Genomic DNA, 26,800 nt, shown 5'->3' with positions numbered 1-26,800 from the left:
GAATCATCTCGGTGGTGAGGCGGGTGCGGCCTTCGATCTCGGTCAGCTGCCGCTTGGCCTCTTCCAGCGCGTTGATGGTGGCGGCCAGTTTGCGGTTGGTGGCCGAAAGCTCTTCGGTGTGGGAAATCAGCCGGTCTGACATCTCCTCGGAACGAGCCCGCAGCAATTGCTCAACCCGTTTGGCGCGGCTGATGTCGGTATAGACGGCAACCCAGCCGCCCTGTGGCAGCGGCGCGCCTTCGATCGAGATCACCTGACCATTGGCGCGGGTGCGCTCAAGGTAATGCGGCTCAAACGCCAGGGCCTGATTGACCCGGGCGGTGACAAACTCTTCGATGTCATCCACCGGGCCGTATTCGCCGCTGGTGGCGATATGGGGATGGTTTCGTCAAAGCGCGCCCCTGGCGTGACCAGGGCATCGGGCAGGTTGAACATTTCCTGAAAGCGATTGTTGCAGACGGCCAGCCGCAAATCGCTGTCATAGATCGAGATCGCCTGAGCAATCAGGTTGAGCCCGGCCGTGGTCATTGCCGGGTGTGTTTTGTCGGATCTGTTCATGGCTCCCCCGCGCCCCTCTTGCAGGCATGGCTATCACCGTAGCGCTGGATGGCAAAGAGGCAGCCTCGCGGCTTTGACAGAAACTGCCTTGCCAAATTCGGGACCCGCGAAAACCTGGTACAGGGGAGATCTGGGCAAATGTCATCCTGTTACAATTCGTTAGATTTGTGAAAACTTCACGAAAAAGTTGACCCGCTAGCATGCTGCAGTTCCTAATGGGGACCAGAATCGTGTGACAGCGATCCGCCGGCCACAGAAGGCCGGAAAGGGAGGAGAAAGAACATTGGCTCAGATGCAGTCAGGCGCTGCAGGGAAACTCTCCCTGCCGGCGCTGCTTGAACGCAACGTTTCGGAATTCGGTGATAAGCCGGCCTACCGGGAAAAAGAATTTGGCATTTGGCAGTGCTGGACCTGGGCGCAAGCCGCCAAGGAGATCGAGGCTCTGGCGCTTGGTCTGATCAATCTTGGTGTGAATGAGGGCGACTTTATCGCCATCATCGGCGGCAACCGTCCCTATATGTATTGGTCGATGGTTGCTGCCCAGTCCGTCGGTGCAATTCCGGTGCCGCTGTACCAGGATGCCAACGCCGAAGAGATGGCCTATGTGCTGGACCACTGTGGCGCCCGTTTTGTGATCGCCGCAGATCAGGAACAGGTCGACAAGGTGATCGAGGTGCAGGAGCAATTGCACCAGTTCGAGCATATGATCTATCTCGACCCGCGCGGATTGCGCAAATATGACCACCACGCGCTGCATGAGTATTCCCATGTGCAAAACCAGGGTCGCGCCGCCTATGATGAGTGGATCACCGATCTGCAGGAGCGCCGCGCCAAGCTGACATACGACAGCACCTGCGTGATGCTCTATACCTCGGGCACCACCGGGAAGCCTAAAGGCGTGGTCCTGTCGAACCGCAATATCATTGAGAGCGCCAAAAACGCCTGCGAGTTCGACAAACTGAAACAGAGTGATGAGATCCTCGCCTATCTGCCGATGGCCTGGGTTGGCGATTTCATCTTCTCAATCGGTCAGGCCTATTGGGCCGGGTTCTGCGTCAACTGCCCCGAAAGCCCCGAGACCATGATGACCGATCTGCGTGAGATCGGCCCCAGCTACTATTTTGCGCCTCCGCGGGTGTTTGAAACCCAGCTGACCAATGTGATGATCCGCATGGAAGACGCGGGTAGTCTCAAGCGCAAGATGTTCCATCACTTTATGGCGCATGCCAAAAAGGTTGGCCCCAGCATTCTCGACGGCAAGCCCGTTGGCCTGATGGACCGGATGAAATACGCGCTGGGCGACAAGCTGGTCTATGGCCCGCTGAAAGACACGCTGGGCTTTGGCAATGTGCGCGTGGGCTACACTGCCGGCGAAGCCATTGGCCCCGAGATTTTTGAGTTTTACCGCTCGCTTGGGATCAACCTCAAACAGCTCTATGGTCAGACCGAGGCGACTGTTTTCATCACGGTGCAGCCGGATGGCGAAGTACGGGCCGACACGGTTGGTGTCCCGGCGCCGGATGTGGAAATCCGCATCTCGGAAAAGGGCGAAATCTTCTACCGCTCGCCAGGTACTTTTGTGGAATACTACAAAAACCCCGAAAGCACCGCCGATACCAAAGACCCTGAAGGCTGGGTCGCAACAGGGGATGCGGGCTTCTTTGAAGAAGACTCTGGCCATCTGCGCATTATCGACCGGGCCAAAGACGTTGGCAAAATGGCGGACGGCGGCATGTTTGCTCCCAAATTTGTCGAGAACAAACTCAAGTTCTATCCCGATATCCTTGAGGCTGTGCTGTTTGGCAATGGTAAGGACCGTTGCGTTGCCTTTATCAACATCGACCTTTCGGCGGTGGGCAACTGGGCTGAGCGCAACAATATTGCCTATGCATCCTATCAGGAGCTGACCGCGCACCCAAAGGTTCTGCAGTCGATTCAAGAGCATGTCTCTGAGGTGAACAAATCTGTAGCCGAAGACAAGATGCTGTCGGGCTGTCAGGTGCACCGCTTTGTCATCCTGCACAAACAGCTGGATGCGGATGATGGTGAGATGACCCGGACGGGTAAGGTGCGGCGTCGTATCGTCGAAGAGAAATTCTCTGATATCCTGACCGCGCTGTATGACGGATCAGGCCAGATCTCGACCACAACGGAAGTGACCTACGAGGATGGTCGCAAAGGCGCGATCAGTGCGACGCTCACCATTATTGATGCGGATCTCGCAGCCGGTGTTCAGCACAGGGTGGCCGCAGAATGAGCAACAGGCACTCAGATTGTCGCCTCACGCTATGTGCATCCCCTGGTCCGGTCTCAGACGAGATCGGGGCAGTGCTCGGGATGGAAGGCGGTATGGACGACCTGGCGGATCATCAGGGGCGCGCTGAACCCACGGGTTCGCAAATTGATCGAGGTGCGGCTTTCGGATGGGGACAGGCCTTTGCGTTTGCATTCAAAGGCCATCTTCAACAGGCAGGTATGCTCGAACTCACTAAACATTGCAGGGATCTCCTTGCTACTCAACTTTACCAAGTGTCACACAGAGATCTTAATTCTTTAATGTGGCGGAATAATGGAGACGTCAGTCATGCTTGACCAATCCGATAGCTATGTCACCGAAGATGGTCGCACCATTGGCGGCGTGGTGATGGAAATGAAGAACATCACCCTGCGGTTTGGCGGTGTTGTTGCCATCAAGGATATCTCCTTTGATATTCGCGAAGGCGAGATTCGTGCGATCATCGGCCCCAACGGCGCCGGAAAATCCTCGATGCTCAACGTCATCTCGGGCTTTTACGTGCCACAGGAAGGCACCGTTGAGTTCCACGGCAAACCCCGCCCTCAGATGCGCCCCTATGAGGTGGCACAGCAGGGCATCGCGCGCACCTTTCAGAACATCGCCCTGTTTGAGGGGATGACCGTTCTGGACAACGTGATGACCGGGCGCCTCAACCACATGAAAACGGGTCTGTTTCAGCAGGCTCTGTGGAAGGGGAAGGCCGAGAAGGAAGAAACCGCCAATCGCGAAGTGGCCGAGAAAGTGATCGACTTTCTTGAAATTCAGCACATCCGCAAAACTCCGGTGGGACGCCTGCCTTATGGTTTGAAAAAGCGTGTCGAACTGGCCCGCGCTCTGGCGGCCGAGCCCAAGCTCTTGCTGCTGGATGAGCCGATGGCCGGCATGAACGTCGAGGAAAAAGAGGACATGTCCCGCTTTATCCTGGATGTGAACGACGAATTTGGCACCACCATCGCCCTGATCGAACACGATATGGGCGTGTCATGGACCTGAGCGACCGTGTGGAGGTGATGGATTACGGCAAGAAAATTGGCGATGGCACACCGGATGAGGTGCGCAACAACCAAGCTGTGATCGACGCCTACCTGGGTGTTGCACATGACTAAAGTTCTGACAGATATGAGGAGAGTGACTGATGTCTGACCAGTTTCTTTTTGCAACCGAAGTCTTCTTCAACGGGCTGATGGCCGGGGTGCTCTATGCGCTGGTGGCGCTGGGTTTCGTGCTGATCTACAAGGCCTCTGGCATTTTCAACTACGCCCAGGGCGTTATGGCGCTGTTTGCCGCCATGACCCTGGTGGGCATCATGGAGGGGCAGGTGCCCTTCAGCCATATCATCAATGCGATGTTTGGCACCGAGGTGCATCATTTTGGCTGGCATGTGCCGGCGCTGCTGGCGATCCTTCTGACCGTGGGTGTCATGGTGCTCTTTGCCTGGCTGGTGCAGCGCATCGTGATGCGCCATCTGGTGGGGCAAGAGCCGATCATCCTGTTCATGGCGACCATTGGTCTGGCCTATTTTCTCGAAGGCTTCTCGGACCTTATGTGGGGCTCTGAGATCAAGACGCTGGACGTGGGCCTGCCCCAGGGTGGCTCCTTCTGGATCGAAGACATGACCGCGGGCCTTGGCTCTGACAATTTCTACGGCTTCTTCATCGACAATCTCGATATCGTTGCTACCGCGATTGCCGCCTTGCTGGTGACGGGTCTGGTGCTGTTTGCCCAGTATACCAAACAGGGCCGCGCCATGCGGGCTGTGGCGGATGATCATCAGGCAGCTCTGTCGGTTGGCATCTCGCTGAACTTCATCTGGGTGCTGGTCTGGTCGGTTGCGGGCTTTGTCGCTCTGGTGGCCGGGATCGTCTGGGGCACAAAATCGGGCGTGCAGTTCGCACTGTCGCTGATCGCTCTCAAGGCGCTGCCGGTTCTGATGCTGGGGGGCTTTACCTCGATCCCCGGTGCCATTGTTGGCGGCCTGATCATCGGTGTCGGCGAGAAGATGTTTGAATTTGCCATCGGCCCCTTGGTGGGCGGCGCTACCGAGAACTGGTTCGCCTATGTGCTGGCGCTGCTCTTCCTGGTGTTCAGACCGCAGGGTCTGTTTGGCGAGAAGATCATCGAAAGGGTCTGACCCCCTGACAAAGACCGCGCCCCTGCACAAAGTTGGATGGGGGCGCAGCAAGAGACCCCGCAGCGACGCGCCAGTTTTGCTTGGCGCATCGCAAAGGAGAGAATGCCAGATGAAGCTCATCGCTATCATCAACGTGATTGCCTGGTCCGGCTTCTGGGCCTTTGGATACCTGGCCCTCAGCGCCGAAGGTTTTTCTGAGGCGCAGGTCGTGACAGCCTCTTTGCTGGCGGCCACGGGTCTCTTTACCGGCATCATCGCCTATCTGCGTCTGGCCCGGTCGGCCGAGCTGAGCGGGTATGCGCGAAAATCCAATCAAATAAGCGCAGTGGACCGTAACCGCGCGCAGCAACAGGGGAGCATCTAAGCATGTTCTATCGCGAAGCCGGGGACTTTAAAGTTTCCTATGAAGAGGACAGCCAGACCTTTCCGATCAAGTTCGATCGGTATCGGTACTACATGGTGCTGGCCTTCGCCTTTCTGGTCATTCCTTTCACCATCAATGACTACTGGGCCAATGCCATCCTGCTGCCCTTTCTGATCTATTCGATCGCAGCGATCGGCCTCAATATTCTGGTTGGCTATTGCGGCCAGGTGAGCCTTGGTACCGGTGGTTTCATGGCGGTGGGGGCCTATGCCTGCTACAAGCTGATGACCGCCTTCCCCGAAGTGAGCATGTTTGTGCATGTTCTGCTGGCGGGCGGTGTGACCGGGCTGGTCTGCGTGCTGTTTGGCCTGCCAAGCCTGCGCATCAAAGGGTTCTATCTCGCGGTGGCGACGCTGGCGGCACAGTTCTTTCTGGTCTGGCTGTTCAACCGGGTGCCGTGGTTTTACAACTACTCTGCCTCGGGCCAGATCAACGCCCCCGAGCGGGATGTGTTTGGCATTGTCATCACCGGTCCCAATGCTCCGGCCTGGGCGACCTATCTGTTCTGCCTGATTTTCCTGACGCTCTGCGCGCTGGTTGCCCGCAACCTGACCCGTGGCACCGTGGGCCGCAGCTGGATGGCGATCCGCGATATGGATATTGCCGCTGAAATCATCGGGGTGAACCCGCTGAAAGCCAAGCTGACCGCCTTTGCGGTATCCGGCTTCTTTATCGGCGTGTCGGGTGCTTTGTTCTTTGCCATCTATCTGGGCGCGGTTGAGGTGGGTGAGGCTTTTGGCATCACCAAATCCTTCCTGGTCCTGTTCATGGTGATCATTGGCGGTTTGGGATCCATTTTTGGCTCTTTTGCCGGTGCAGCCTTCCTGGTGCTTTTGCCAGTGGTTCTAAAGGTTGTTGGCGTTGATGTGCTGGGGTGGCCCCCAGATATTGTGGCGCATTTCCAGCTGGTGATTGTCGGCGGGCTGATCGTAGTGTTCCTGATCGTAGAGCCGCATGGGCTGGCACAGCTCTGGCGCGTTACCAAAGAAAAACTGAGACTATGGCCCTTCCCGCACTAGGCGGTGAGGACCCAGAACGACGGCGGTGATAAGAGCAATACCCAAGCGCCGCCTATGAGACGACTATCGGATAAGACCAAGGGAGGAATAACCCGATGAAACTGAAACTGACTACTCTGGCGCTGGGCGCCGTGATGGCTGCGGGCCCGGTAATGGCGGACCTGGTGTTCCCATCGCTGAGCTACCGGACTGGCCCCTATGCTGCGGGCGGTATCCCGTTTGCGGATGGCTATGCTGACTATTTCACCCTCGTAAACGAGCGTGATGGCGGCGTTGGCGGCGTGATGACCAAGCTGATCGAATGCGAAACCGGCTATAACACCGAAAAAGGTGTGGAATGCTACGAATCCACCAAAGGCGAAGGCGCCCTGGTGTATCAACCGCTCTCCACCGGTATCACCTATCAGCTGATCCCAAAAACCGCGGCTGACGGCATCCCGCTGCACACCATGGGCTATGGCCGGACCTCGGCTGCCAACGGTAAGGTCTTTGGCAACGTGTTCAACTATCCTGCAAACTACTGGGATGGCGCCTCGGGTATCATCAACTACCTGCTGGACGAAAACGGTGGCGACCTCAAAGGCAAGAAAATCGCTCTGGTTTTCCACAACTCTGCCTACGGCAAAGAGCCTATCCGTACCCTGGAAGAGCTGTCTGTAAAGCATGGCTTTGAGCTGACCACCCTGCCTGTTGACCACCCAGGTCAGGAGCAGAAATCCCAGTGGCTGCAGATCCGCCGCGAGCGTCCTGACTTTGTCATGATGTGGGGCTGGGGCGTGATGAACCAGGTTGCCATTCAGGAAGCTGCAAACATCCGCTTCCCAATGGAAAACTTCATTGGTGTCTGGTGGTCCGGTGCCGAGCATGACGTGCTGTCCGCTGGTGCTGCTGCAGATGGCTGCAGGGCTGTAACCTTCCACAACGTTGGCCGTGACTTCCCGGTGTTTGACGACATTCAGAAATATGTTGTTGATGCAGGCAAGGCCGCCGGTGCTGGCGACCAGGTCGGCAACGTCTTGTATAACCGTGGCCTCTACGCGGCGATGCTGGCAGTAGAAGCTGCCAAGACCGCTCAGGAAATCCACGGCACAGCCGACATCACCCCGGCGATGATGCGCGATGGTATGGAAGCCCTGGAAATGCCCGAAGCCCGTATGTCCGCGCTTGGCATGCCTTACTTTGGTCCTTCCTTCAACGTGTCCTGTGAAAACCACGGTGGCCCCGGCTTGGTTGGTGTGACCCAGTGGAACGCCGAGTCCAAAACTTGGAGCCTGATTGCTGACTTCCAGAAAACGGACACCGATGTGATCAAACCGCTGATCGACGCTGACTCGGCGTCTTATGCTGCGGAAAACAACATCGAATCCCAGTGTAAGTAAGCCCAGTGTAAGTAAGCACTTTTTTCCGATCCTGCAGTTTTGTGGGGTCGGGCCTTAATCCGGCGCGGCGGCTTGCTGCCGCGCCACCCCGAACAGACCGGGCCGCGCCGTTAAAGCGCCCTGAACCGCATGAGGACAAGCTTTGATGCTGGATGCAGCCAACACCACTGATGTGCAGGCCGAGACCCTGCTTGAGGTCAACAATATCGAGGTGATCTACAATCACGTGATCCTGGTTCTGAAGGGCGTCAGCCTCAATGTTCCCAAAGGCGGCATCACGGCCCTTCTGGGCGGCAATGGAGCCGGTAAGACCACCACGCTAAAGGCGATCTCCAACCTGCTGCGCTCGGAGCGCGGCGAGGTGACCAAGGGGTCGGTGAAATACCGTGGCAGGGATGTACACGACGCGGATCCTGCTGAACTGGTGCGCAATGGCGTGATCCAGGTGATGGAGGGTCGGCATTGCTTTGAGCACCTGACCGTGGAAGAAAACCTGCTGACCGGCGCCTATACCCGCTCGGACAGCAAGGCTGATATTCAAAAAGACCTTGAGATGGTCTACACCTATTTCCCCCGCCTGAAAGAGCGCCGCAAAAGCCAGGCCGGCTATACCTCTGGTGGGGAACAGCAGATGGTCGCCATGGGGCGCGCTTTGATGAGCCGCCCGGAAACCATTCTGCTGGACGAGCCTTCAATGGGGCTGGCGCCGCAGCTGGTTGAGCAGATCTTTGAGATCGTGAAATCGATCAATGAAAAAGAGGGCGTGACCTTCCTGTTGGCCGAACAGAACACCAATGTGGCGCTGCGTTATGCCCACTATGGCTATATTCTGGAATCTGGCCGGGTGGTGATGGATGGTCCCGCCGCTGAGTTGCGCGAAAACCCTGATGTTAAAGAATTTTACCTTGGCATGTCAGACGAGGGGCGCAAAAGCTTCCGTGATGTGCGCTCGTATCGCCGCCGTAAGCGGTGGTTGAGCTAAGGGAGTGATGGTGAGCATATGACCTATTTTGATAGCCTAGAAACGCGCTCCGACGACCAGCGCGCCAGCGATCTCGCCGCAGCTTTGCCCGCGCAGATTGCCCTGGCCCAAAGCGCCGCTGGCTACGCCGGCAGCCTGGCTGGGGTTGAGGCAAGCGCAATTACCTCGGCGGCGAGCCTGAGCGCTTTGCCGGTGTTGCGTAAATCTGACCTCAGCAAAGCGCAGGGCGGCAATGCGCCCTTTGGGGGTTTCACGGTGAAACCCGCCTCTGGCTTTGCGCATGTGTTTCAATCCCCCGGCCCGATCTATGAGCCCGGTGGCGTTGATCATGACTGGTGGCGCATGGGGCGGTTTTTGCACGCGGTTGGCATTGGCCAGGGCGATGTGGTGCAAAACTGCTTTGGCTACCATCTGACGCCCGCCGGCATGATCTTTGAAAACGGCGCCCGCGCCGTGGGGGCGGCCGTGCTGCCTGCGGGGACTGGCCAGACCGAACTTCAGGTGACTGCCGCGCGCGATGTTGGCGCCACCGCCTATGCCGGCACCCCCGACTACCTGAAGTTCATATTGGATAAGGCCGACAGCATGGGGATCACCCTTGGCTTTACCAAAGCGGCTGTTGGTGGCGGCGCGCTGTTCCCGTCGCTGCGTCAGGAATATGCCGATCGTGGCATCACCTGCCTGCAAAGCTATGCCACGGCGGACCTGGGCAATATTGCCTATGAGAGTGCCGCGATGGAGGGCATGATCGTCGATGAAAGGGTCATCGTCGAGATCGTTACACCCGGCACCGGCACGCCAGTTGCCCCCGGAGAGGTGGGCGAGGTCGTGGTGACCACGCTAAACCCGGACTACCCCCTTGTGCGCTTTGCCACCGGGGATCTTTCGGCGATGCTGCCGGGGGTCTCTCCCTGCGGTCGGACCAATATGCGGATCAAAGGCTGGATGGGTCGTGCGGATCAGACCACCAAGATCAAGGGCATGTTTGTCCGCCCCGAGCAGGTTGCCTCGCTGGTTGGAAAACACCATGAGATCGTCAAGGCCCGCGTTATCGCGGCGCGCGACGGCGAAATGGATACCATGACCGTTCAGATCGAAGCCACCTCTGGTGACGAGATCAGTTTTGGCAAATCGGTGATCGAAGTTCTCAAGCTCAAGGGCCGTATCGAAGTGGTCTCGCCTGGCACCCTGCCCAAAGACGGTCTGGTGATCGAAGACCAGCGCAGCTACGACTAGACACCTTGCGCCGCGCTCGCTGAGAGCGCCGCCGTGATCGCCGCACCCTTTGCTGGTGTATCTTCCCTCCGGGATGCCTTTTGGCTCTCGGGGGTTTCTTTTTGGCAAGGAGCTGCGTCAAACCGGGCGGCTTTGGTGGCTGTGACAGGTTTCACACTGGTTTCACACTGGAGTTTCCGACCAAAATGATCGCATAAGGGGGAAACAGCCAAGAGCCGGACGGATGACTGCCGTGAGCCAAACCGAAGACTACGCCCCAAAGGGCAGACGCCGCTCCCGTAAATCCGGAACCGGAGTCTTTTCCTTTCTGGCCTGGTGCGTGGCGCTCGCCTGCATCCTGCCGATGGTTGCGGTTGGGCTTGCGGCCGTGACGGGGGGCACCGAAACCATCCGGCATCTGGCAGAGCCCGTGTTGCCCCGCTATGCGCTGACCACCCTTGGCCTTGTGGCGCTGGTCTCGGCCGGCACGCTGATGGTTGGGGTGGGGGCCGCCTGGCTGGTCACCATGACACGGTTTCCCGGCGTGCGCATTTTTGAAGTGGCGCTGATCCTGCCGCTGGCCTTTCCGGCCTATGTGCTGGCCTATGCCTATACCTATGTGCTCGACCACCCCGGCATCGTTCAAAGCAGCCTGCGACAGGTGACCGGCTGGGGGCCGCGCGACTATTGGTTCCCCGAGATCCGCTCTCTGGGTGGTGCGGCGATGATGCTGGTTCTGGTGCTGTACCCCTATGTCTATCTTCTGGCGCGGGCCGCATTTCTTCAGCAAACCGGCGGCGCGTTTCTGGCGGCGCGGGCGCTGGGGAAAAGCGCCTTTGAGGCCTTTTGGCGGGTCAGCCTGCCGATGGCGCGCCCGGCCATTGCCTCTGGCGTGTTGCTGGCGGTGATGGAGACCCTCGCCGATTTTGGCACGGTCTCCTATTTTGGCGTCCAGACCTTTGCCCCAGGGATCTATACCAGCTGGTTTTCCATGGGAGACCGCGCCGGCGCGGCGCAGCTGGCCCTGTGCCTTCTCAGCTTTGCGCTGGTGCTGGCACTGGTTGAGCGCTCCACGCGCGGCAAGGCGCGCTATCATCAGGCAGGCAAGCAACATGCCGCGATGGCGCCGGCTGATCTCAAGGGCGCGCGTGCGGTTGGGGCCTGGGTGCTCTGTGCTTTGCCGGTTTGTTTGGGCTTTTTGCTGCCGGTCTTTATCTTGTTCAATATGGGGCTGCAGTCCGAGCAAAACCTGTTGAGCCGTCGCTATGTCGGCTTTTTGCAGAACTCGGTCACCCTGGCCACGCTGGCGGCGTGCCTCACGGTGCTGGCGGCGATCTGTCTTGGGTTTTATCAGCGCCTGCGCCCTGGGCGGCCTTCGGCGACGGCCGCCTATATGTCACGTCTGGGCTATGCGGTGCCCGGGGGCGTTATCGCGGTGGGGCTGATGGTGCCTTTTGCCGCCGTTGACAACGCCTTTGATGCCTGGATGCGGGCAAATTTTGAGATCCGGACAGGGCTTTTGATCACCGGCTCGATTTGGCTTTTGGTGGCCGCCTATATGGTGCGCTTCCTGGCGGCAGCGCTTGGCGCCTATGAAAGCGGCCAGTCCACGGTGCATGCCAATATGGATGCCGCAGCGCGCTCGCTGGGGCAGGGGCCGTTTGGCATGCTGCGCCGCGTGCATCTGCCGATGCTCACGCCCAGTCTGCTGACGGCGCTGCTCATCGTCTTTGTCGATGTGATGAAAGACCTGCCAGCGACGCTGATCATGCGCCCCTTCAACTATGACACCCTGGCTGTGCAGGCCTATCGGCTGGCCTCGGACGAGCGACTGGAGGGGGCGGCGGGGCCCTCGCTGGTGATCATGGCCGTGGGCCTGCTGCCGGTGATCCTGATTTTTCGTCAGGTGGGGCGCCGTCGCTAACGGCGCCGCGTCCGGGCTGATATCAGCACACACTGCCTAGGGCGCCGGGATCTAAGCTGCCCCAGTCCACCAGGCGTCGATTTGGTCGCGGCTGATCTGGTCGCGCGGGCCAAGGGCCACCAGCTGGGTTTCGAGCGCGTCGCAGCGCTTGGCCTCGACGTTCTGGCCAACGATATGCAGCTGATAGGCGCCGCCAGAGGTGAGAACAAACCCCTTCATGCGATAAAGCCCGGCAGGACGCGCCGCGAGTTTGTCGCCCAGTGCGCGCCGGTCCAGTGGGGTGCTGCTTTGAAACTGCCAGGTGGTAAAGGCGGGATGCGCCACGGCTGTACGTCCCCTGGGCAACGGCAGCAGATCAAACAGCAGATTCGCCAGAGGTGTATCATCCAGCAGCCGCAACCCCCGTGCGCCGATCTGCACCAGTTGCGCCCGCAGGGCGTCGGGCAGTGTCTCGGTTTTGGTCACCAGAACCAGATCGGCGCTGTTGATCTGTTGCCGCACCAGTGCCGCCTGGGCCGGATCCGCCAAAAGCGCGGCGGCGTTCTGGGCATCCACCAGCGAGACAATGCCGCCATAGCTGAGCTCGGGCATGGACTGGATGGTCTCTGCAATCGCAGCCGGATCTGAGATGCCGCTGGCCTCAATCAAGAGGTGATCCGGGCGATCAGGCTGCAGCGCAATGCGGTGCAGCGCCATTTGCAGATCCTGCCCCATGCTGCAGCAGACGCAGCCATTGGTCAGCGCCAGGGTGCCGCCCACTTCAGACTGGATCAGGGCCTCGTCAATATTGACGGCGCCAAAATCATTGACCACCACCATCAGTTTGAGGCCGTGATCCTCGGCCAGCAGACGATTGATCAAGGTGGTCTTGCCAGCGCCAAGATAGCCGCTGAGCACAGTCACAGGCAGGCGCATCATCGCGCCCCGCGCAAAAAGAAACTGCATTGATAGTTGGTCATTTTGGCCCCCGCCCCCCTCTGTCTTTGCGTGACTTTAGGCACTGGGACTGCAGCGGTCCAGCCCGTTAAATCAGGGCTTTATAAAGGAATGTGGTTGGCTCAAACTGCTGCGTGCTGGGATGGCGGCAGAACCCGGGCACCGATCCTGCTGTATGATAGCCGAGGCTTTCATACAGCAGCTGTGACGGGTCGCCAGACCGCGTGTCCAGCAACAGCAGTGTTTTGCCCAGATGCCGCGCTTTGGCTTCCAGATGTTGCATTAGGGCGCGCCCCAGCCCGGCGCGGCGGTCGGTTGGATCGACCAACAGCTTGCCGACATCAGCGCGGTGGGGCTGATTGGGTGGCAGTGCCAGCCCCAGCTGCACCGTGCCCTGTAGCTGCGCGTCTATGAAGGCGCCAAACAGCAGAACATCGCCCCGTTGAACGGCGCCAAACACCTTTTTCTGCCAAAAACCTGGTGGCCTCTTCGGGGGGGAACGGCAGGATAAAGCCGACACTGGCCCCGGCCTCTACTGTTTTGACCAAAATATCGGTGAGCGCTGCAAGGTGCTCCTGCAGGTCATCACCCGAGAGCTGGCGAAGTTGGGCTGACATGGGCAATGCTCCGCGAAAAATACTCACGGAAATCTAGCGACAGCAATTGCGACGCGACACGACAAGACGCAGAAAAGGCGCGAGTTTCCCCGCGCCTTGCCTGAAATTTATGCAGTTGCTTCGGGGCGCAGGATTACTCCCAGCCCGCCTCGTTAAAGATTTTTTGCGCTGTGGGGATGTTCTTGGCAACCTCAGAGAGATTGACATCATCGGGCTTGAAGCTGCCCAGAGCGGCGATGCTTGGGGCCAGACCAACGCCGGGTACGGCAGGGAATTCGTCATTGCCGACCGAGAAATACTGCTGCGCCTGATCAGAGGCGAGGTATTCCAGGAACTTCACAGCATTGTCGCGGTTTGTGCATGGGCTGCAACGCCACCACCCGAGCGGTTCATATGCGCGCCTTCAGCGTTCTGCGACGGGAAGATCCAGCCAATCATATCACGGTCAGCGGACAGGCCTTTGACCTCTTTGCGGATCGAACGGGCAAAGTAATAGCTGTTGGCGACAGAGATTTCGCATTCGCCGGAAATAATGCCGCGCAGCTGGTCGGTGTCACCGCCCTGGGGGGCACGCGCCATGTTGGCAACCATTCCGGTGGCCCATTCCTTGGCTTTTTCAGCACTGTGGTGGGTGACGATCGAGGCCAGCAGGGTCTGGTTGTAGGTGTTGGTCGAAGAGCGGATGCAGACCAGGCCTTTGTAGGCGGGATCGGCCAGTTCCAGATAGGTGCGCGGCGGGTTGGCGACATCGGCTTTGTCATAAAAGATGATGCGGGCACGCTGCGAGAAGCCAAACCACTGGTTGTCTTCGTCCTGCAGGTAGCTGGGAATGTTGTTTTCCAGCACGGCGCTCTCGATGGGCTGCAGAATGCCTGCATCTTTGGCGCGGGCCAGGCGAGAGGTGTCTACAGTCAACAGAATATCAGCAGGCGAGTTGGCACCCTCAGCGGACATCCGGGCGATCAGCTCATCTGCCTTGCCTTCGATCCGGTTGATGGTGATGCCGGTGGCGTCTTCGAAATCAGAGTAGAGACGTTCGTCGGTGTCGTAGTGACGCGAAGAATGAGGTTCAGCTCACCTTCGGCAGCGGCCGAGGTTGCGAGAGCGGCGACAAGGCTGCCTGCGAGGATTGTGGTAGCTTTCAACATAGTGATTCCGATCTACAATTTACGTGCGTAGTTTCTGACTTATTTAGTCAGTTATAGGAAAAATCACTCAAGGGAAATAGAAACTGACTAAAACCATCGGAAAAAGGCGTGTGACTCCAACTGGCTTCCGCTGGCGCCAACGGGCTCCCGCGCCAAAACTGGCGCCCGCGGCAAACCGGGGCGCGATGGGAAATACCGGCAGCTTTGGTGCGGGCTCAAAACCTTTGCGCTGAAAACACAAAAAAACCGCACCCGGGGATGCGGCCTTTTCATTTAGAGCGAGATCTTAGTCTCAGCCCTGACGTGCTTTGAAGCGCGGCTGTGTTTTGTTGATCACATAGACGCGGCCTTTGCGACGCACAATGCGGCAATCACGGTGCCGGTTCTTGAGCGAGCGGAGCGAATTCTTGACTTTCATAGTCATTCTCCTGTTCTGCGGCGCGAACCAGCGCCTGGGTTTGCGGATGTTTCGACCAATTGGCCAAAACAGTGAATTCATGGTGGGCACTACAAGGTTCGAACTTGTGACCCCTTCGATGTCAACGAAGTGCTCTACCGCTGAGCTAAGCGCCCATGAAACCCTTGCGACCTCGTGCCCCAAAAACGATTGGGACGGGCAAAGCCGCGCCGGTGAAGGGGTCTATAATCAGAGTCGCGAAGGGGCGCAAGAGCTTTTGGCTATAGAATTTTCGCTCTATGGTGATTTCAGGAAACCAAGGGCAGAAGCACCTATGTCAAAGCACGCATTTTCCGTCAGCATGCCAGAAAACCTTACCTCACCGGTGGTTTTTGCCTCGCCGCATAGCGGTTCTGACTACGATTCTACCTTTTTGCAGGCTTCGATTCTCGACGGTCAGCAGATTCGCAGTTCCGAAGATGCCTTTGTGGATCAGCTCTTTGCCGATGTTCCCAGATTCGGCGCTCCCTTGCTGGCGGCGGTGAAGCCGTGCGCCTTTCTGGATCTCAACCGGGCGACGGAAGAGCTGGATCCGGCGCTGATCGAAGATGTTCCACGCCGGAGCCAGAACCCGCGGGTGGCGTCCGGGCTGGGGGTGATTCCCCGCGTGGTGGCCAATGGCCGCGCCATTTACCGGGGCAAACTGCCAAGACAGGAAGCGCAGCGGCGGATCAGCCAGTTCTGGCATCCCTATCACGATGCCTTGCAGGGGTTGCTCACGCAGGCACAAGATAAATTTGGACAAGCAGTGCTGATCGATTGCCACTCGATGCCGCATGAAGCCATCGCGACAATGCCTGCGCGCCACACCAATCTGCCCGAGGTGGTTTTGGGCGACAGGTTTGGCTCTTCGGCGGCGGCGGTGGTGATGGACCGGATCGAGGCCGCCTTTGTCAGGGCCGGATTGCGGGTTGTGCGCAACGCGCCTTTTGCCGGAGCCTATATCACCCAGACCTATGGCCGCCCGTCGCGCGGCCAGCACGCGGTACAGGTGGAAATTGACCGCTCTCTCTATATGGACGAGGCCCGGGTGCGGCCCAACAGCGATTTTTTCGCCTTTAAAGAGCTGTTGGGGCAGGTGGCGGCTGAAATCGCCCTGATGGACCAGGAAGAGATGCCCCTGGCTGCTGAATAGACTGGCTGCTGAATAGACTGGCCGCCAAGTAGACTGGCCACCGGGTCGCGCGGGCTTTTCGCCAGCATCGCTAGCGCAGGGCGCGGCCCTTGAGGATGGCGCTGTCGCCGAATTTCTTGCGAATGGCATCTGTGGCGCGCTCGGCCTGGGCCCGTTTGCCAGCCTCAGGATCCAAGAGGTCGCCACTGCTGTCGGCTTGCTGTTCGGGCACCAGATCAGAAATCCCGCAGCCCAGCAGGCGATAGGCGCCCTGATCGCCGATCTGGTCCAGCAGCGCCCGGCTCTGGCGGTAAATGATGTCGGCCAGTTGCGTCGGGCTATGCAGCGAAATGCGCCGGGTCAGCGCCGAGTGATTGGCGCGTTTCAACTTCAGCGTCACCACCCGCCCGGCCATGGCTTTGGCCTTGGCGCGATCGGCGACCTGCTCGGCCAGTCGCCAGAGGTGGCCGTCCAGCACCTCCAGACTGGCGGTGTCCTCCATAAATGTGGTCTCTTTGGAGATTGATTTTACCGGCGCGTTGGCAGAGACGCGGCGGCGGTCCTCGCCGCGCGCCAGATGCCACAACCGTTCGCCGGTGCCGCCAAAGCGGATGTTGAGGTCTTGCCGCTCCCAGCGCAACAGATCGGCAAAGGTGCGAATGCCGGCCTTTTCCAGCGAGGCCTGTGCCGCAGGGCCAATGCCCCAGATCAGCCCTACCGGTTTGTTGCGCAAAAAGTCACTGGTCTCGGCCTTGCCGATCACTGAAAAGCCGCGCGGCTTGTCCAGATCAGACGCCACCTTGGCCAAGAATTTATTATGCGACAGCCCGATGGAGCCGGTAATGCCCTGCTCGTCTTTCATGCGTTTGACCAGCCGCGCCAGCATCACCGCAGGCGGGCAGCCATGCAGCTTTTCGGTTCCGGACAGATCCATAAAAGCCTCGTCCAGCGACAGCGGCTCGATTTCCGGCGTCAGCTCGTTCATCAGGGCGCGCACCGCCCGGCTGACCTCGACATAGACCGACATGCGCGGTTTGATCACCACCGCATCGGGGCAGAGCTTCAGGGCCTGAAACATCGGCATCGCCGAGCGCACGCCCCGAATGCGCGCCACATAGCAGGCAGTAGAGACGACGCCGCGTTTGCCGCCGCCGATGATCACCGGCTTGCTGGCCAATTCGGGATTGTCGCGTTTTTCAACGCTGGCATAAAAGGCGTCGCAGTCCATATGCGCGATGTGCAGGGAAAACAGTTCGGCATGCTGCGTGATGCGCGGGCTGCCGCAGTTGGGGCAGCGCCGCGTGGGCGGTATCTGACTGAGGCAATCTCGGCATAGGGCTTGCATGGGGTGGCGGGAGCTATATCTGTTTGCGGGGGCTTGGCTGCATTTTAGGCGCCGTGCTTTGAATTGTCTGTAGGGCTTGCAACAATCAAGTGATGTAATATGTCTTTTTCCGGTGCAAAACTGGCTCTGTTCCTGGGGCGCGATCTTTTGGTCATCAAACGCGATGACAAGCCGGATATCCCCTATCCTGGCTATTGGGATCTGCCGGGCGGCGGCCGCGAAGGAGGCGAAAGCCCCGAAGACTGCGCGCTGCGCGAAACGTTTGAAGAAGTCAGCCTATTGATCCCCAAGGCGGATCTCATCTGGTCAAAAAGCTATCAGCGGCCACGGGGAGTCGTCTGGTTTTTTGTCAGCCACCAGCCGGCCGGATCTGGTGGCGCAGGTGAAGCTGGGGTCGGAAGGTCAGTGCTGGCAGTTGAGGACCCCCGAGACTATTGTGCCCATGACCGTGCGGTGCCGCATTTTGCCGAACAGCTGCGGCACTATCTGGATCATGTGCAGGGGTGACACCCAACGGCGTTTGCCAGCAAAAGGCCAATAAAAGGGGTGTTGGAGCTGTGAAAAAATTCCCCCGCTCGGTGGCGGGGGCAGGAAGACGAACCTCAGGAAGAGGAGTTCGTCAGGGGAGTGTCTCTTAGACAGAATCACCGATCTTGCTGGTTTTCGCAAATTGCATCGTTCATCTCTATGGGCGCTAAACCGCCGCCTGTGGTTTTCGCGTCACGTGACGATTTGGCACAGAGATGCAGTGTGCGTGAAGTTTATCATCTGAATACATGGTCTTGACGTAGGGGCAGGCGGCGCGCGGTTGATTTTTCCGCGCGAAAAACGACCTGCGCAAAAGGTTAATTTTTTGATTAACCTTTTGGTAAGCAGTTAGGTGAAACTGCTGCAACTGCCTATTTTACGGGCAAAAGACGCGAAAATTGCGAATTTACCCGTAAAAATAACCAAGCTGTCACCTCAATGGCATGTCGCAGCCTTATAGGGATTTTAGCTCATCCAGGATGGCAAGGGTGGCGGCACGGGGATCTGTTGCCTGCCAGATAGGGCGGCCAACAACGATGTGGTCGGCTCCGTCGGCAATGGCCGAAGCCGGGGTCGCCACCCGTTTTTGATCGCCAAGGGCCGCGCCGGTGGGGCGCACGCCAGGGGTGACGATCAGCTTGCCGGCAGCTTCCGGCAGGGCGCGGATCAGCGCGGCCTCCTGCGGGCTGGCGATGACCCCATCGGCGCCGGCGGCAAAAGCCTTGCCTGCCCGCTCCTGCACCAGATCGCGGATCTCGCCGGTTTTGATCAGCGCATCGTCCAGATCAGCGCGATCCAGCGAGGTGAGGATGGTGACGGCGAGGATCTTCATGTCTTTGCCGGCAGCGCCTTCCTTGGCGGCGCGCACCACATAGGGATCCCCATGCACGGTTAGAAAATCGAGATCAAACTGCGCCAGCCCGCGCACCGCGTTTTCAACCGTCGCCCCGATATCAAACAGCTTCATGTCGAGGAAAATACGCTTGCCCAGCTCTTGTTTCAGCTCATTGGCCAGGGCCAGACCGCCACCTGTCAGCATGCCAAGGCCGATCTTGTAGAACGAGGCCGCATCGCCCAGCTGCTCGGCCAGCTTCAGCCCGGCGAGGGCATCTGGCAAATCCATGGCAACAATCAGGCGGTCGTCGGCTGTGGTCTGGGACATGGGTATCTCCGGAATCAGGGCTGAGGGAATGGCGCTTTCCTACTGCGCTGCCCAGAGCGGGGAAAGCCTAAAATACAAGGCATCCGGGCATGACATTGACGTATATCAGAGTTTTTTCAGAAAATATCAGCCAGTATGATCTTGAAGAGGCCGCAAGACCTCCCAAATTATTCATTGAGGCCTGAACCGGGGCGTGCCGCAAAGCGGGCGCAACCACATCTATTCGGGCGCTTGTAAAAGGAGAGAGACATGGACTTGAACAAGTTCACCGAGCGGGCACGGGGTTTCGTGCAGGCGGCGCAGACCATTGCGATGCGTGAAGAGCATCAGCGGATGATGCCGGAACACCTTCTTAAGGCACTGATGGATGATGACCAGGGGCTCGCGAGCAACCTGATTGGCAAATCGGGTGGCAATGCCGCTCAGGTTGTCGAGGCTGTCGAGGCCGCTGTTGCCAAGCTGCCCAAAGTGAGCGGTGATGCGGCTCAGACCTATTTGGATAGCCAGACTGCCAAAGTGCTGGATGAAGCCGCAAAGATTGAGGAAAAGGCAGGCGACAGTTTTGTGCCGGTTGAGCGCGTGCTGATGGCGCTGTGCATGGTCAAATCCAAGGCCAAGGATGCACTGGCTGCAGGCGAGGTCTCGGCGCAGAAACTGAATGAAGCGATCAATGACATCCGCAAAGGCCGCACTGCTGACAGTGCCACGGCCGAGGAAGGCTATGATGCGCTGAAGAAATACGCCCGCGATCTGACCGAGGCGGCCCGCGAAGGCAAAATCGACCCTATCATTGGCCGTGACGAGGAAATCCGCCGCGCCATGCAGGTGTTGAGCCGCCGGACCAAGAACAATCCGGTGCTGATTGGTGAGCCGGGTGTGGGTAAAACCGCCATCGCCGAGGGCATGGCGCTGCGTATCGTCAATGGCGATGTGCCGGAGAGCCTGCGCGACAAGCAGCTTTTGTCGCTGGACATGGGCGCGCTGATTGCCGGTGCGAAATACCGCGGTGAATTTGAAGAGCGCCTGAAGGCGGTTCTGACCGAGGTCACCGAGGCCGCAGGCGAAATCATCCTGTTTATCGACGAGATGCACACCCTTGTTGGGGCGGGTAAATCCGATGGCGCCATGGATGCGGCCAATCTGATCAAGCCGGCCCTGGCGCGCGGTGAGCTGCACTGCATCGGGGCCACCACTCTGGATGAGTATCGCAAATACGTCGAAAAGGACGCGGCGCTGGCGCGTCGTTTCCAGCCTGTTGTGATCCAGGAGCCGACGGTTGAAGACACCGTCTCGATCCTGCGCGGCATCAAGGAAAAGTATGAGCTGCATCACGGGGTGCGCATCGCAGATGCAGCGCTGGTGGCGGCGGCGACCCTGTCGAACCGTTATATCACCGACCGCTTTTTGCCGGACAAAGCCATCGACCTGATGGATGAGGCCGCAAGCCGTCTGCGGATGCAGGTGGACAGCAAACCCGAAGAGCTCGACGCGCTGGACCGTCAGATCCTGCAGATGCAGATCGAAGAACAGGCCCTCAAGGTTGAGGATGACACAGCCTCCAAGGACCGTCTTGAGGCCTTGCAAAAGGAGCTGTCGGATCTGCAGGAGCAGTCCGCCGAAATGACGGCACAGTGGCAGGCCGAGCGCGACAAGCTTGCTGGTGCGCGCGATTTGAAAGAGCAGCTGGACCGGGCACGTGCCGATCTGGAAATCGCCAAACGCGAGGCAAATCTTGCCCGGGCTGGTGAGCTGTCTTACGGCGTCATTCCTAATCTGGAAAAGCAACTCTCTGAGGCCGAAAGTCGCGAAGAGCAGGGCGTGATGGTCGAAGAGGCCGTGCGTCCCGAGCAGATCGCGGGCGTTGTTGAGCGCTGGACCGGCATTCCCACCTCCAAGATGCTGGAAGGTGAGCGCGACAAGCTGCTGCGCATGGAAGATGAGCTGCATTCCCGCGTCATTGGTCAGAACGCGCCGGTAACGGCGGTGGCTAATGCGGTCCGCCGGGCGCGCGCAGGCCTCAATGATGAGAACCGTCCTCTGGGCTCGTTCCTGTTCCTTGGGCCCAACTGTGGTGGGTAAAACCGAGCTGACCAAGGCTGTGGCCAACTTCCTGTTCGACGATGACAACGCCATGGTGCGGATTGATATGTCGGAATACATGGAGAAACACAGCGTGGCCCGTCTGATCGGTGCACCTCCCGGCTATGTTGGCTATGAGGAAGGGGGCTCTCTGACAGAAGCAGTGCGCCGCCGACCCTATCAGGTGGTGCTGTTCGACGAGGTCGAAAAGGCGCATCCGGATGTCTTTAACGTGCTGTTGCAGGTTCTGGATGACGGCATGCTGACCGATGGTCAGGGGCGGACTGTGAACTTTAAGCAGACGCTGATCATTCTGACCTCGAACCTTGGGGCGCAGGCCTTGAGCCAGCTGCCTGAAGGCGCGGATGCCTCTGCCGCCAAGCGCGACGTGATGGATGCGGTGCGGGCACATTTCCGCCCCGAGTTCCTTAACCGTCTGGATGAGACAATCATCTTTGACCGTCTGGCGCGCAGTGACATGGACGGTATCGTCAATATCCAGCTTGGTCTGCTGACCAAGCGTCTGGCGGCTCGCAAGATCTCCCTGACGCTGGATGACGATGCCAAGACCTGGCTTGCGAATGAAGGCTATGATCCGGTGTTTGGCGCACGGCCGCTCAAACGGGTGATCCAGCGTGCCTTGCAGAACCCGCTGGCCGAGCTGATCCTGAGCGGAGAGGTCAAGGATGGCGACATCATTCCTGTATCGGCTGGGGGTGAGGGCCTGATCATCGGCGACCTGCTGGGCACCTCCGACCGGCCCAAGCCGGATGATGCGGTCGTGCACTGATTTCCCTGCTGAGATCGTGCCGAGACTGAAAAACGAGAAAGCCTGCCTTTTTGGCAGGCTTTTTTGCGCAGAGTGTCAGTTTTATGCAGGCGTCAGTTTTGTGCAAATCGTAAATCGCGCGTTAAAAAGCGGAGGCCCTGCCTCGTCTTGACAGCCATCTCAGACCTCCTTTAGGGGGTATTTTCTGTGAAGAAAAAAACCTAAAGGATTTTTAAGTGAAGATTTTCGTATTGGCTGCTACCGCGGCTTTGAGCCTTTCTGCCTGCGCAACTGTGACCAAAGGGACCAGCGAAGATGTGCAATTCACATCCAACCCGGCCGGGCTGAAGGTTGAAACAAGCAACGGCATGCAGTGTACGACACCCTGCATATTGCGTATTGAGCGTAAACAAAAATTCATGGCGACCTTCCGGCATGGGGCGGCGACGCGGACAATCAGTGTTTCAACCCAGGTGCGCGAAACTGGCGGCGCAGCTTTGGCGGGCAATATTCTGGCAGGTGGCGTGATTGGCATTGGGATTGATGCGGCGCCCGGCTCGTCTCTGGACCATATTCCAAACCCAGTGCACGCCGATTTTTCCAAGCCGCAAGCGGAGCAGATCAATGCTGCAGAGTTTTTGCGTCTCGAAAAAGAGAAGAACGCCGCCCGCAAAAACTGATCTGTCTGATACGGGCGGCGTGTTTCGTTGTTTGAGAAAAAGGCCCGCCAATTTTGGTGGGCCTTTCGTTTAGAGCACGGCTTACTCCTCGATTGCTTCCTGTGCGATCTCAGTCAAAAGGTTTTGGATGACCTGCATCTCTCCGGCAGGGAAGGTGCGAAACCCTACGGTGACGTGGTCTTCGCCGGGGCGCTGGGCGACAAAGATGTTATAGGGACAAAAGGTGATATTCATCGGGTCGGCTTCCATCACCTGACGCGACAGTTTGGCCGAGCAAAACGAGTAGACGTCCGCCTGCTGGAACAACACCACGTCAGAGCCAACATCGGCGCGGGTGCGCTCAAGCATGTCGCCCACATGGCTGATGTGATCCACAACAAAGCCCCGGTCGGTGATGGCGCTTTCCACCCCAAAGGTGACATCGTCATAGGTCAGCCCGGTTTCAAAGCTGACCATGTCTTGCGCCTGAACCTGTGCCGGGGACAACAGCAGGGTGCCGAGGACACAGCTGGTGGCAATGGTGAAATATTTCATCTGACTTCTCCCAATATGATCTGCAGTGGCTTGCCCAATCGGAGCATCCCCCCCAGTTTAGGGGCAAGAGACGGGCAGCGCTGGGCCACCTGTCATAATTATATATAGGGGTTTCTGCATGGGTTTTGCAGCAAAGGCTATAGAATTTCTCGCCGTTGGCTTTGTTTTCCTGCTGGGAGCGCTGGCCCTGCTGGCCCTGGTGCTCTTTGTGGTGGACCGTTTTCAGACGCAGGATGCCATCCGGCGGAACTATCCGGTTTTGGGACGCTTCCGGCACCTGTTCAGCACAATGGGAGAGTTCTTCCGGCAGTATTTCTTTGCGATGGACCGCGAAGAGATGCCCTTTAACCGGGCGCAGCGCGAATGGGTGGGACGTGCTGCCGAAGGAGCGGGCAATACGGTTGCCTTTGGCTCGACCCGCAACACCTCGGTGCCGGGCACTGCGATCTTTGTCAACGCACCGTTTCCGCCGCTGGATGACCAATACGCCAGCTCCGAGCCCATGATGATTGGGGCGGGCGCTCGGGTGCCCTATCTGGCGCCGTCGTTCTTTAATATTTCCGGGATGAGCTATGGCGCGCTCTCAAAGCCTGCGGTGCGCGCTCTCAGCCGGGGTGCGCGTGAGGCCGGGGTCTGGCTGAACACTGGCGAGGGCGGGTTGAGCCCCTATCACCTCGAGGGCGGCTGTGATGTGGTGTTTCAGATCGGCACCGCCAAATACGGTGTGCGCAATCCCGAAGGCGGGCTAAGTGATGCAAAACTGCGCCAGATCGCGGCCAACCCCACGGTGCGGATGTTCGAGCTGAAGCTGTCGCAAGGCGCCAAGCCCGGCAAGGGCGGCATTCTGCCCGGCAAAAAGGTCAGCGCCGAGATCGCCGTGATCCGTGGCATCCCCGAGGGTGTCGCCAGTATCTCTCCCAACCGGCATCCGGAAATGACGGATTTTGACGATCTGCTTGATATGATTGCCCATGTGCGCGAGGTCACCGGCAAGCCGGTTGGCATCAAGACCGTGGTCGGATCCGAGGCGGTGACGCGCGAGATGTTTTTCAATATGGCAGCACGCCCTGATGATGCGCCGGATTTCATCACCATTGACGGCGGCGAAGGTGGCACGGGCGCCGCCCCGATGCCCTTGATCGATCTGGTGGGAATGTCGGTGCGCGAAGCCCTGCCTCTGGTCTGCAATCTGCGCGATGAATACGGGTTTAGCGAGCGCATCCGCCTGATCGCCAGTGGCAAACTGGTCAATCCCGGTGATGTCGCCTGGGCGCTGGCTGCGGGCGCTGATTTTGTCACCTCGGCGCGTGGCTTTATGTTCTCTTTGGGCTGCATTCAGGCGCTTAAATGCAACAAGAACACCTGCCCCACCGGCATCACCACGCATGATCCTCGCTTCCAAAAGGGCCTGGTGGTCGAAGACAAATACAAACGGGTGGCGCGCTACGCGCAAGAGCTCATCCATGAGGTCGAGACCATTGCCCATTCGGTTGGTGTCACCGAGCCGCGCAAGCTGCGCCGTCGTCATGTGCGCATCATGCAAGAGAACGGGCTGTCGCGGCCAATGAATGAGATCATGCCAAGTTACAGTGCGGTCGCGCAGACGTGACAGGATATGTTTTGGCCTGACGCCCCGCCTGCGGTAAGCCAAATAAAACGCCAATTTATAGGAGAGTGCCATGGCCCGCCGTTGGACCAATACCCTGACTTCTGCTGATGTGACGCCAAAAGCCGCCTTTCTCAACCGTCGTCAGATCATGGCCGGGATTGGCGGGATGGCGGGGTTGGCCGGGATTGGCGGCCTGCCGCAGGCTGCACAGGCCGAGACGCTTGAGCCAAACTCCTGGGAGGATGTCACCACCTACTGCAACTATTATGAGTTCGGCACCGGCAAAGGCGACCCTGCGAAATACGCAGGCCAGCTGACCACCTCTCCCTGGAGCGTCAAGATCGACGGTCTGGTGGATCGCCCCGGTGACTATGACTTTCAGCAGATCCTAAGCGAGATGACCCTGGAGGAACGCATCTACCGCTTTCGCTGTGTTGAGGCCTGGTCCATGGTGGTGCCCTGGACCGGATTTGAGCTGGCAGACCTGCTGAACCTCGCAGGTGTGCAGGCGGGGGCAAAATACGTCGGTTTTGAAACCCTGTATCGCCCCTCGGAGATGCCCGGCACCGCCTATCGCGCGCTGGACTGGCCCTACCGCGAGGGGCTGCGTCTGGATGAGGCCCTGCACCCTTTGACCCTGATGGCGACGGGGATATTTGGCAAAGATCTGCCCAACCAGAACGGTGCGCCGCTGCGTCTGGTGGTGCCATGGAAATACGGCTTTAAATCGATCAAATCCATTGTGCGGATCACTCTCACCGATACAGAGCCGCAAACCAGCTGGAATATGGCCAACGCCCGCGAGTATGGCTTTTACAGTAATGTGAACCCCGAGGTCTCACATCCGCGCTGGAGCCAGGCCACGGAGCGCCGTATTGGCGGCGGGCTTTTTGCCAGTCGCGCCGACACTCAGATGTTCAATGGCTACGGCGATGAGGTTGCATCACTCTATGACGGTATGGATTTGGCGAAACACTTCTGACTATCAATACTCAGATCGAAAATACTGTGATCACCAAAGCCGTGGCAGGGGCGCTGCGCTGCGCGCGCCTGCAATCCTCTTGCTGATCTCTGGCCTCCTGCTGATCTTTGGCGCGTCGCAGGGCCTTGTATGTTGCGCAGGAACAGGCAGAACAGGACCAACGCCGCGATGATCAACCTCACCAATCAATTCCTGCGTCGACTGCCGCCTTGGGTGCTCTACCTGTTGGGGGGGATTTACCCGTGCTGGCTGTTGTATCTGGGTTTGACGGGCGGTTTGGGGCCAGATCCGGTCAAGGCGCTTGAGCACGAGCTGGGAGAGCGGGCTCTGCAACTGGTGATCCTTGGCCTGACGGTGACACCCCTGCGCCGTCTTACTGGCCTGAGCCTGCTAAAGTTTCGCCGCGCCATTGGTGTTTTGACCTTTTCCTATGTGGCATTGCACTTGTTGGTCTGGCTGGTGCTGGATGTGCAGATCCTGTCACAGATCCTGACTGACATCGCCAAGCGTCCCTATATCACGATTGGCATGGCTGCCTTTGTGCTGATGCTGCCCCTGGTGCTCACCTCCAACAATTTCTCAGTGCGCAAATTGGGGCGCCGGTGGAAGCGGCTTCACCTTCTGACCTATCCGGCGGCCATTCTGGGCGGGCTGCACTATGTGATGTTGGCAAAGGGGTTCCAGATTGAGCCGCTGATCTACCTGGCGGCCATTCTCGCTCTGCTGGCTCTTCGGGTTCCGTCTTCACGGCGGCGGGCCACAGCCTAAGCAACGCCTTTCTAAGCAACGGCTTTGAGATGGATTCTGGCGGACGTGCTGCACCGACCTGTCCGGTGACGCGTTTTTGCGCCTTTGCTCCATTTTTTCTGTTGTTTGGCCTGATGATTTTTGGGCTATAGCGCTGAAACTAAG

21 protein-coding genes, 1 tRNA gene and 4 pseudogenes are annotated in these 26,800 nt (G+C 58.7%); 16 read left to right on the top strand and 10 right to left on the bottom strand.

Features of this window, described 5'->3' with window-relative positions:
* Nucleotides 1–558: pseudogene (locus tag B4968_RS17790) on the bottom strand (PAS domain-containing protein); the annotation flags it as partial.
* Nucleotides 559–850: 292 nt separating this feature from the next.
* Here B4968_RS17790 and B4968_RS17785 point away from each other — a divergent pair.
* A complete protein-coding gene (locus B4968_RS17785) occupies nt 851–2,815 on the top strand; it encodes an AMP-binding protein (RefSeq protein WP_083100732.1) in 1,965 nt (654 codons plus the stop codon).
* 53 nt (nt 2,816–2,868) lie between these two features.
* Here B4968_RS17785 and B4968_RS17780 read toward each other — a convergent pair whose 3' ends face one another.
* Complete coding sequence (locus tag B4968_RS17780) at nt 2,869–3,054, bottom strand: hypothetical protein (protein WP_083100731.1); 186 nt, start codon at nt 3,052–3,054, stop codon at nt 2,869–2,871.
* An 88-nt stretch (nt 3,055–3,142) separates the two neighbouring features.
* Here B4968_RS17780 and B4968_RS17775 point away from each other — a divergent pair.
* From B4968_RS17775 to B4968_RS17740, 8 genes and pseudogenes are all read left to right on the top strand, one after another.
* A pseudogene (locus B4968_RS17775) lies at nt 3,143–3,960 on the top strand (ABC transporter ATP-binding protein).
* Between the two features lie 29 nt (nt 3,961–3,989).
* Nucleotides 3,990–4,985, top strand: coding sequence for a branched-chain amino acid ABC transporter permease (locus B4968_RS17770; protein WP_083100730.1), 996 nt, complete (start codon nt 3,990–3,992; stop codon nt 4,983–4,985).
* Between the two features lie 109 nt (nt 4,986–5,094).
* Entirely contained in the window at nt 5,095–5,349 is a 255-nt protein-coding gene (locus B4968_RS17765) for a hypothetical protein (RefSeq protein ID WP_083100729.1), read from the top strand.
* Between the two features lie 2 nt (nt 5,350–5,351).
* Complete coding sequence (locus B4968_RS17760; RefSeq protein ID WP_083100728.1) at nt 5,352–6,428, top strand: branched-chain amino acid ABC transporter permease; 1,077 nt, start codon at nt 5,352–5,354, stop codon at nt 6,426–6,428.
* Nucleotides 6,429–6,523: 95 nt separating this feature from the next.
* Nucleotides 6,524–7,807 (top strand): ABC transporter substrate-binding protein, encoded by a 1,284-nt coding sequence (locus B4968_RS17755; protein ID WP_083100727.1) that lies wholly within the window; start codon nt 6,524–6,526, stop codon nt 7,805–7,807.
* Nucleotides 7,808–7,952: 145 nt separating this feature from the next.
* Nucleotides 7,953–8,789: an ABC transporter ATP-binding protein gene (locus B4968_RS17750; protein ID WP_083100726.1), complete on the top strand. Its 837-nt coding sequence runs from the start codon at nt 7,953–7,955 to the stop codon at nt 8,787–8,789.
* Nucleotides 8,790–8,807: 18 nt separating this feature from the next.
* On the top strand, nt 8,808–10,025 hold the full coding sequence (locus B4968_RS17745; RefSeq protein WP_083100725.1) for a phenylacetate--CoA ligase family protein: 1,218 nt from the start codon (nt 8,808–8,810) through the stop codon (nt 10,023–10,025).
* A 223-nt stretch (nt 10,026–10,248) separates the two neighbouring features.
* The gene (locus B4968_RS17740) at nt 10,249–11,928 is read left to right on the top strand and encodes an ABC transporter permease (RefSeq protein WP_083100724.1); all 1,680 of its coding nucleotides are present in this window, start codon (nt 10,249–10,251) and stop codon (nt 11,926–11,928) included.
* Nucleotides 11,929–11,979: 51 nt separating this feature from the next.
* Here B4968_RS17740 and B4968_RS17735 read toward each other — a convergent pair whose 3' ends face one another.
* The 5 genes and pseudogenes from B4968_RS17735 to B4968_RS17715 form a co-directional block, all read right to left on the bottom strand.
* Complete coding sequence (locus tag B4968_RS17735; RefSeq protein WP_083100733.1) at nt 11,980–12,846, bottom strand: CobW family GTP-binding protein; 867 nt, start codon at nt 12,844–12,846, stop codon at nt 11,980–11,982.
* 106 nt (nt 12,847–12,952) lie between these two features.
* On the bottom strand, nt 12,953–13,324 hold the full coding sequence (locus tag B4968_RS17730) for a GNAT family N-acetyltransferase (protein ID WP_241525827.1): 372 nt from the start codon (nt 13,322–13,324) through the stop codon (nt 12,953–12,955).
* Nucleotides 13,325–13,614: 290 nt separating this feature from the next.
* Nucleotides 13,615–14,629: pseudogene (locus B4968_RS17725) on the bottom strand (extracellular solute-binding protein).
* A gap of 292 nt (nt 14,630–14,921) precedes the next feature.
* Complete coding sequence (ykgO, locus tag B4968_RS17720) at nt 14,922–15,047, bottom strand: type B 50S ribosomal protein L36 (protein WP_008205324.1); 126 nt, start codon at nt 15,045–15,047, stop codon at nt 14,922–14,924.
* Nucleotides 15,048–15,127: 80 nt separating this feature from the next.
* A tRNA-Val gene (locus tag B4968_RS17715) sits at nt 15,128–15,202 on the bottom strand.
* A 158-nt stretch (nt 15,203–15,360) separates the two neighbouring features.
* Here B4968_RS17715 and B4968_RS17710 point away from each other — a divergent pair.
* Nucleotides 15,361–16,221, top strand: coding sequence for an N-formylglutamate amidohydrolase (locus B4968_RS17710; RefSeq protein WP_083100723.1), 861 nt, complete (start codon nt 15,361–15,363; stop codon nt 16,219–16,221).
* Between the two features lie 70 nt (nt 16,222–16,291).
* Here the strand turns inward: B4968_RS17710 and B4968_RS17705 are convergent, their stop codons facing one another.
* Nucleotides 16,292–17,545 (bottom strand): DNA polymerase IV, encoded by a 1,254-nt coding sequence (locus B4968_RS17705; RefSeq protein ID WP_083100722.1) that lies wholly within the window; start codon nt 17,543–17,545, stop codon nt 16,292–16,294.
* A gap of 99 nt (nt 17,546–17,644) precedes the next feature.
* Between B4968_RS17705 and B4968_RS17700 the strand changes: the two genes are divergently transcribed.
* Nucleotides 17,645–18,052, top strand: coding sequence for an NUDIX domain-containing protein (locus tag B4968_RS17700; protein ID WP_139792897.1), 408 nt, complete (start codon nt 17,645–17,647; stop codon nt 18,050–18,052).
* Nucleotides 18,053–18,527: 475 nt separating this feature from the next.
* Here B4968_RS17700 and pyrF read toward each other — a convergent pair whose 3' ends face one another.
* A complete protein-coding gene (gene pyrF / locus B4968_RS17695) occupies nt 18,528–19,235 on the bottom strand; it encodes an orotidine-5'-phosphate decarboxylase (RefSeq protein WP_083100721.1) in 708 nt (235 codons plus the stop codon).
* Nucleotides 19,236–19,484: 249 nt separating this feature from the next.
* On the opposite strand from pyrF, the pseudogene clpB reads away from it, so the two are divergent.
* Nucleotides 19,485–22,104, top strand: a pseudogene (clpB, locus tag B4968_RS17690) (ATP-dependent chaperone ClpB).
* A gap of 215 nt (nt 22,105–22,319) precedes the next feature.
* Nucleotides 22,320–22,763 carry a translation initiation factor 2 gene (locus B4968_RS17685; RefSeq protein WP_193791589.1) on the top strand — a complete coding sequence of 148 codons (444 nt, stop codon included), beginning with the start codon at nt 22,320–22,322 and terminating at the stop codon, nt 22,761–22,763.
* A gap of 81 nt (nt 22,764–22,844) precedes the next feature.
* Here B4968_RS17685 and B4968_RS17680 read toward each other — a convergent pair whose 3' ends face one another.
* Nucleotides 22,845–23,297: a DUF302 domain-containing protein gene (locus tag B4968_RS17680; protein ID WP_083100720.1), complete on the bottom strand. Its 453-nt coding sequence runs from the start codon at nt 23,295–23,297 to the stop codon at nt 22,845–22,847.
* Between the two features lie 118 nt (nt 23,298–23,415).
* Here B4968_RS17680 and B4968_RS17675 point away from each other — a divergent pair, with 118 nt between their 5' ends.
* From B4968_RS17675 to msrQ, 3 genes are all read left to right on the top strand, one after another.
* Nucleotides 23,416–24,906, top strand: a complete 1,491-nt coding sequence (locus B4968_RS17675) for an FMN-binding glutamate synthase family protein (RefSeq protein WP_083100719.1) — start codon at nt 23,416–23,418, stop codon at nt 24,904–24,906.
* 70 nt (nt 24,907–24,976) lie between these two features.
* Nucleotides 24,977–25,888, top strand: coding sequence for a protein-methionine-sulfoxide reductase catalytic subunit MsrP (gene msrP, locus B4968_RS17670; RefSeq protein WP_083100718.1), 912 nt, complete (start codon nt 24,977–24,979; stop codon nt 25,886–25,888).
* A 168-nt stretch (nt 25,889–26,056) separates the two neighbouring features.
* Nucleotides 26,057–26,656, top strand: a complete 600-nt coding sequence (gene msrQ, locus B4968_RS17665) for a protein-methionine-sulfoxide reductase heme-binding subunit MsrQ (RefSeq protein WP_083100717.1) — start codon at nt 26,057–26,059, stop codon at nt 26,654–26,656.
* Nucleotides 26,657–26,800 lie beyond the last annotated feature (144 nt).

The sequence above is a fragment of the Pseudophaeobacter leonis genome (genome assembly GCF_002087335.1).
GTDB classification, from domain to species: Bacteria; Pseudomonadota; Alphaproteobacteria; order Rhodobacterales; family Rhodobacteraceae; genus Pseudophaeobacter; species Pseudophaeobacter leonis.
Note: the sequence above shows the minus strand (reverse complement) of the source record. Positions and strands in the feature narration are given on the sequence as shown.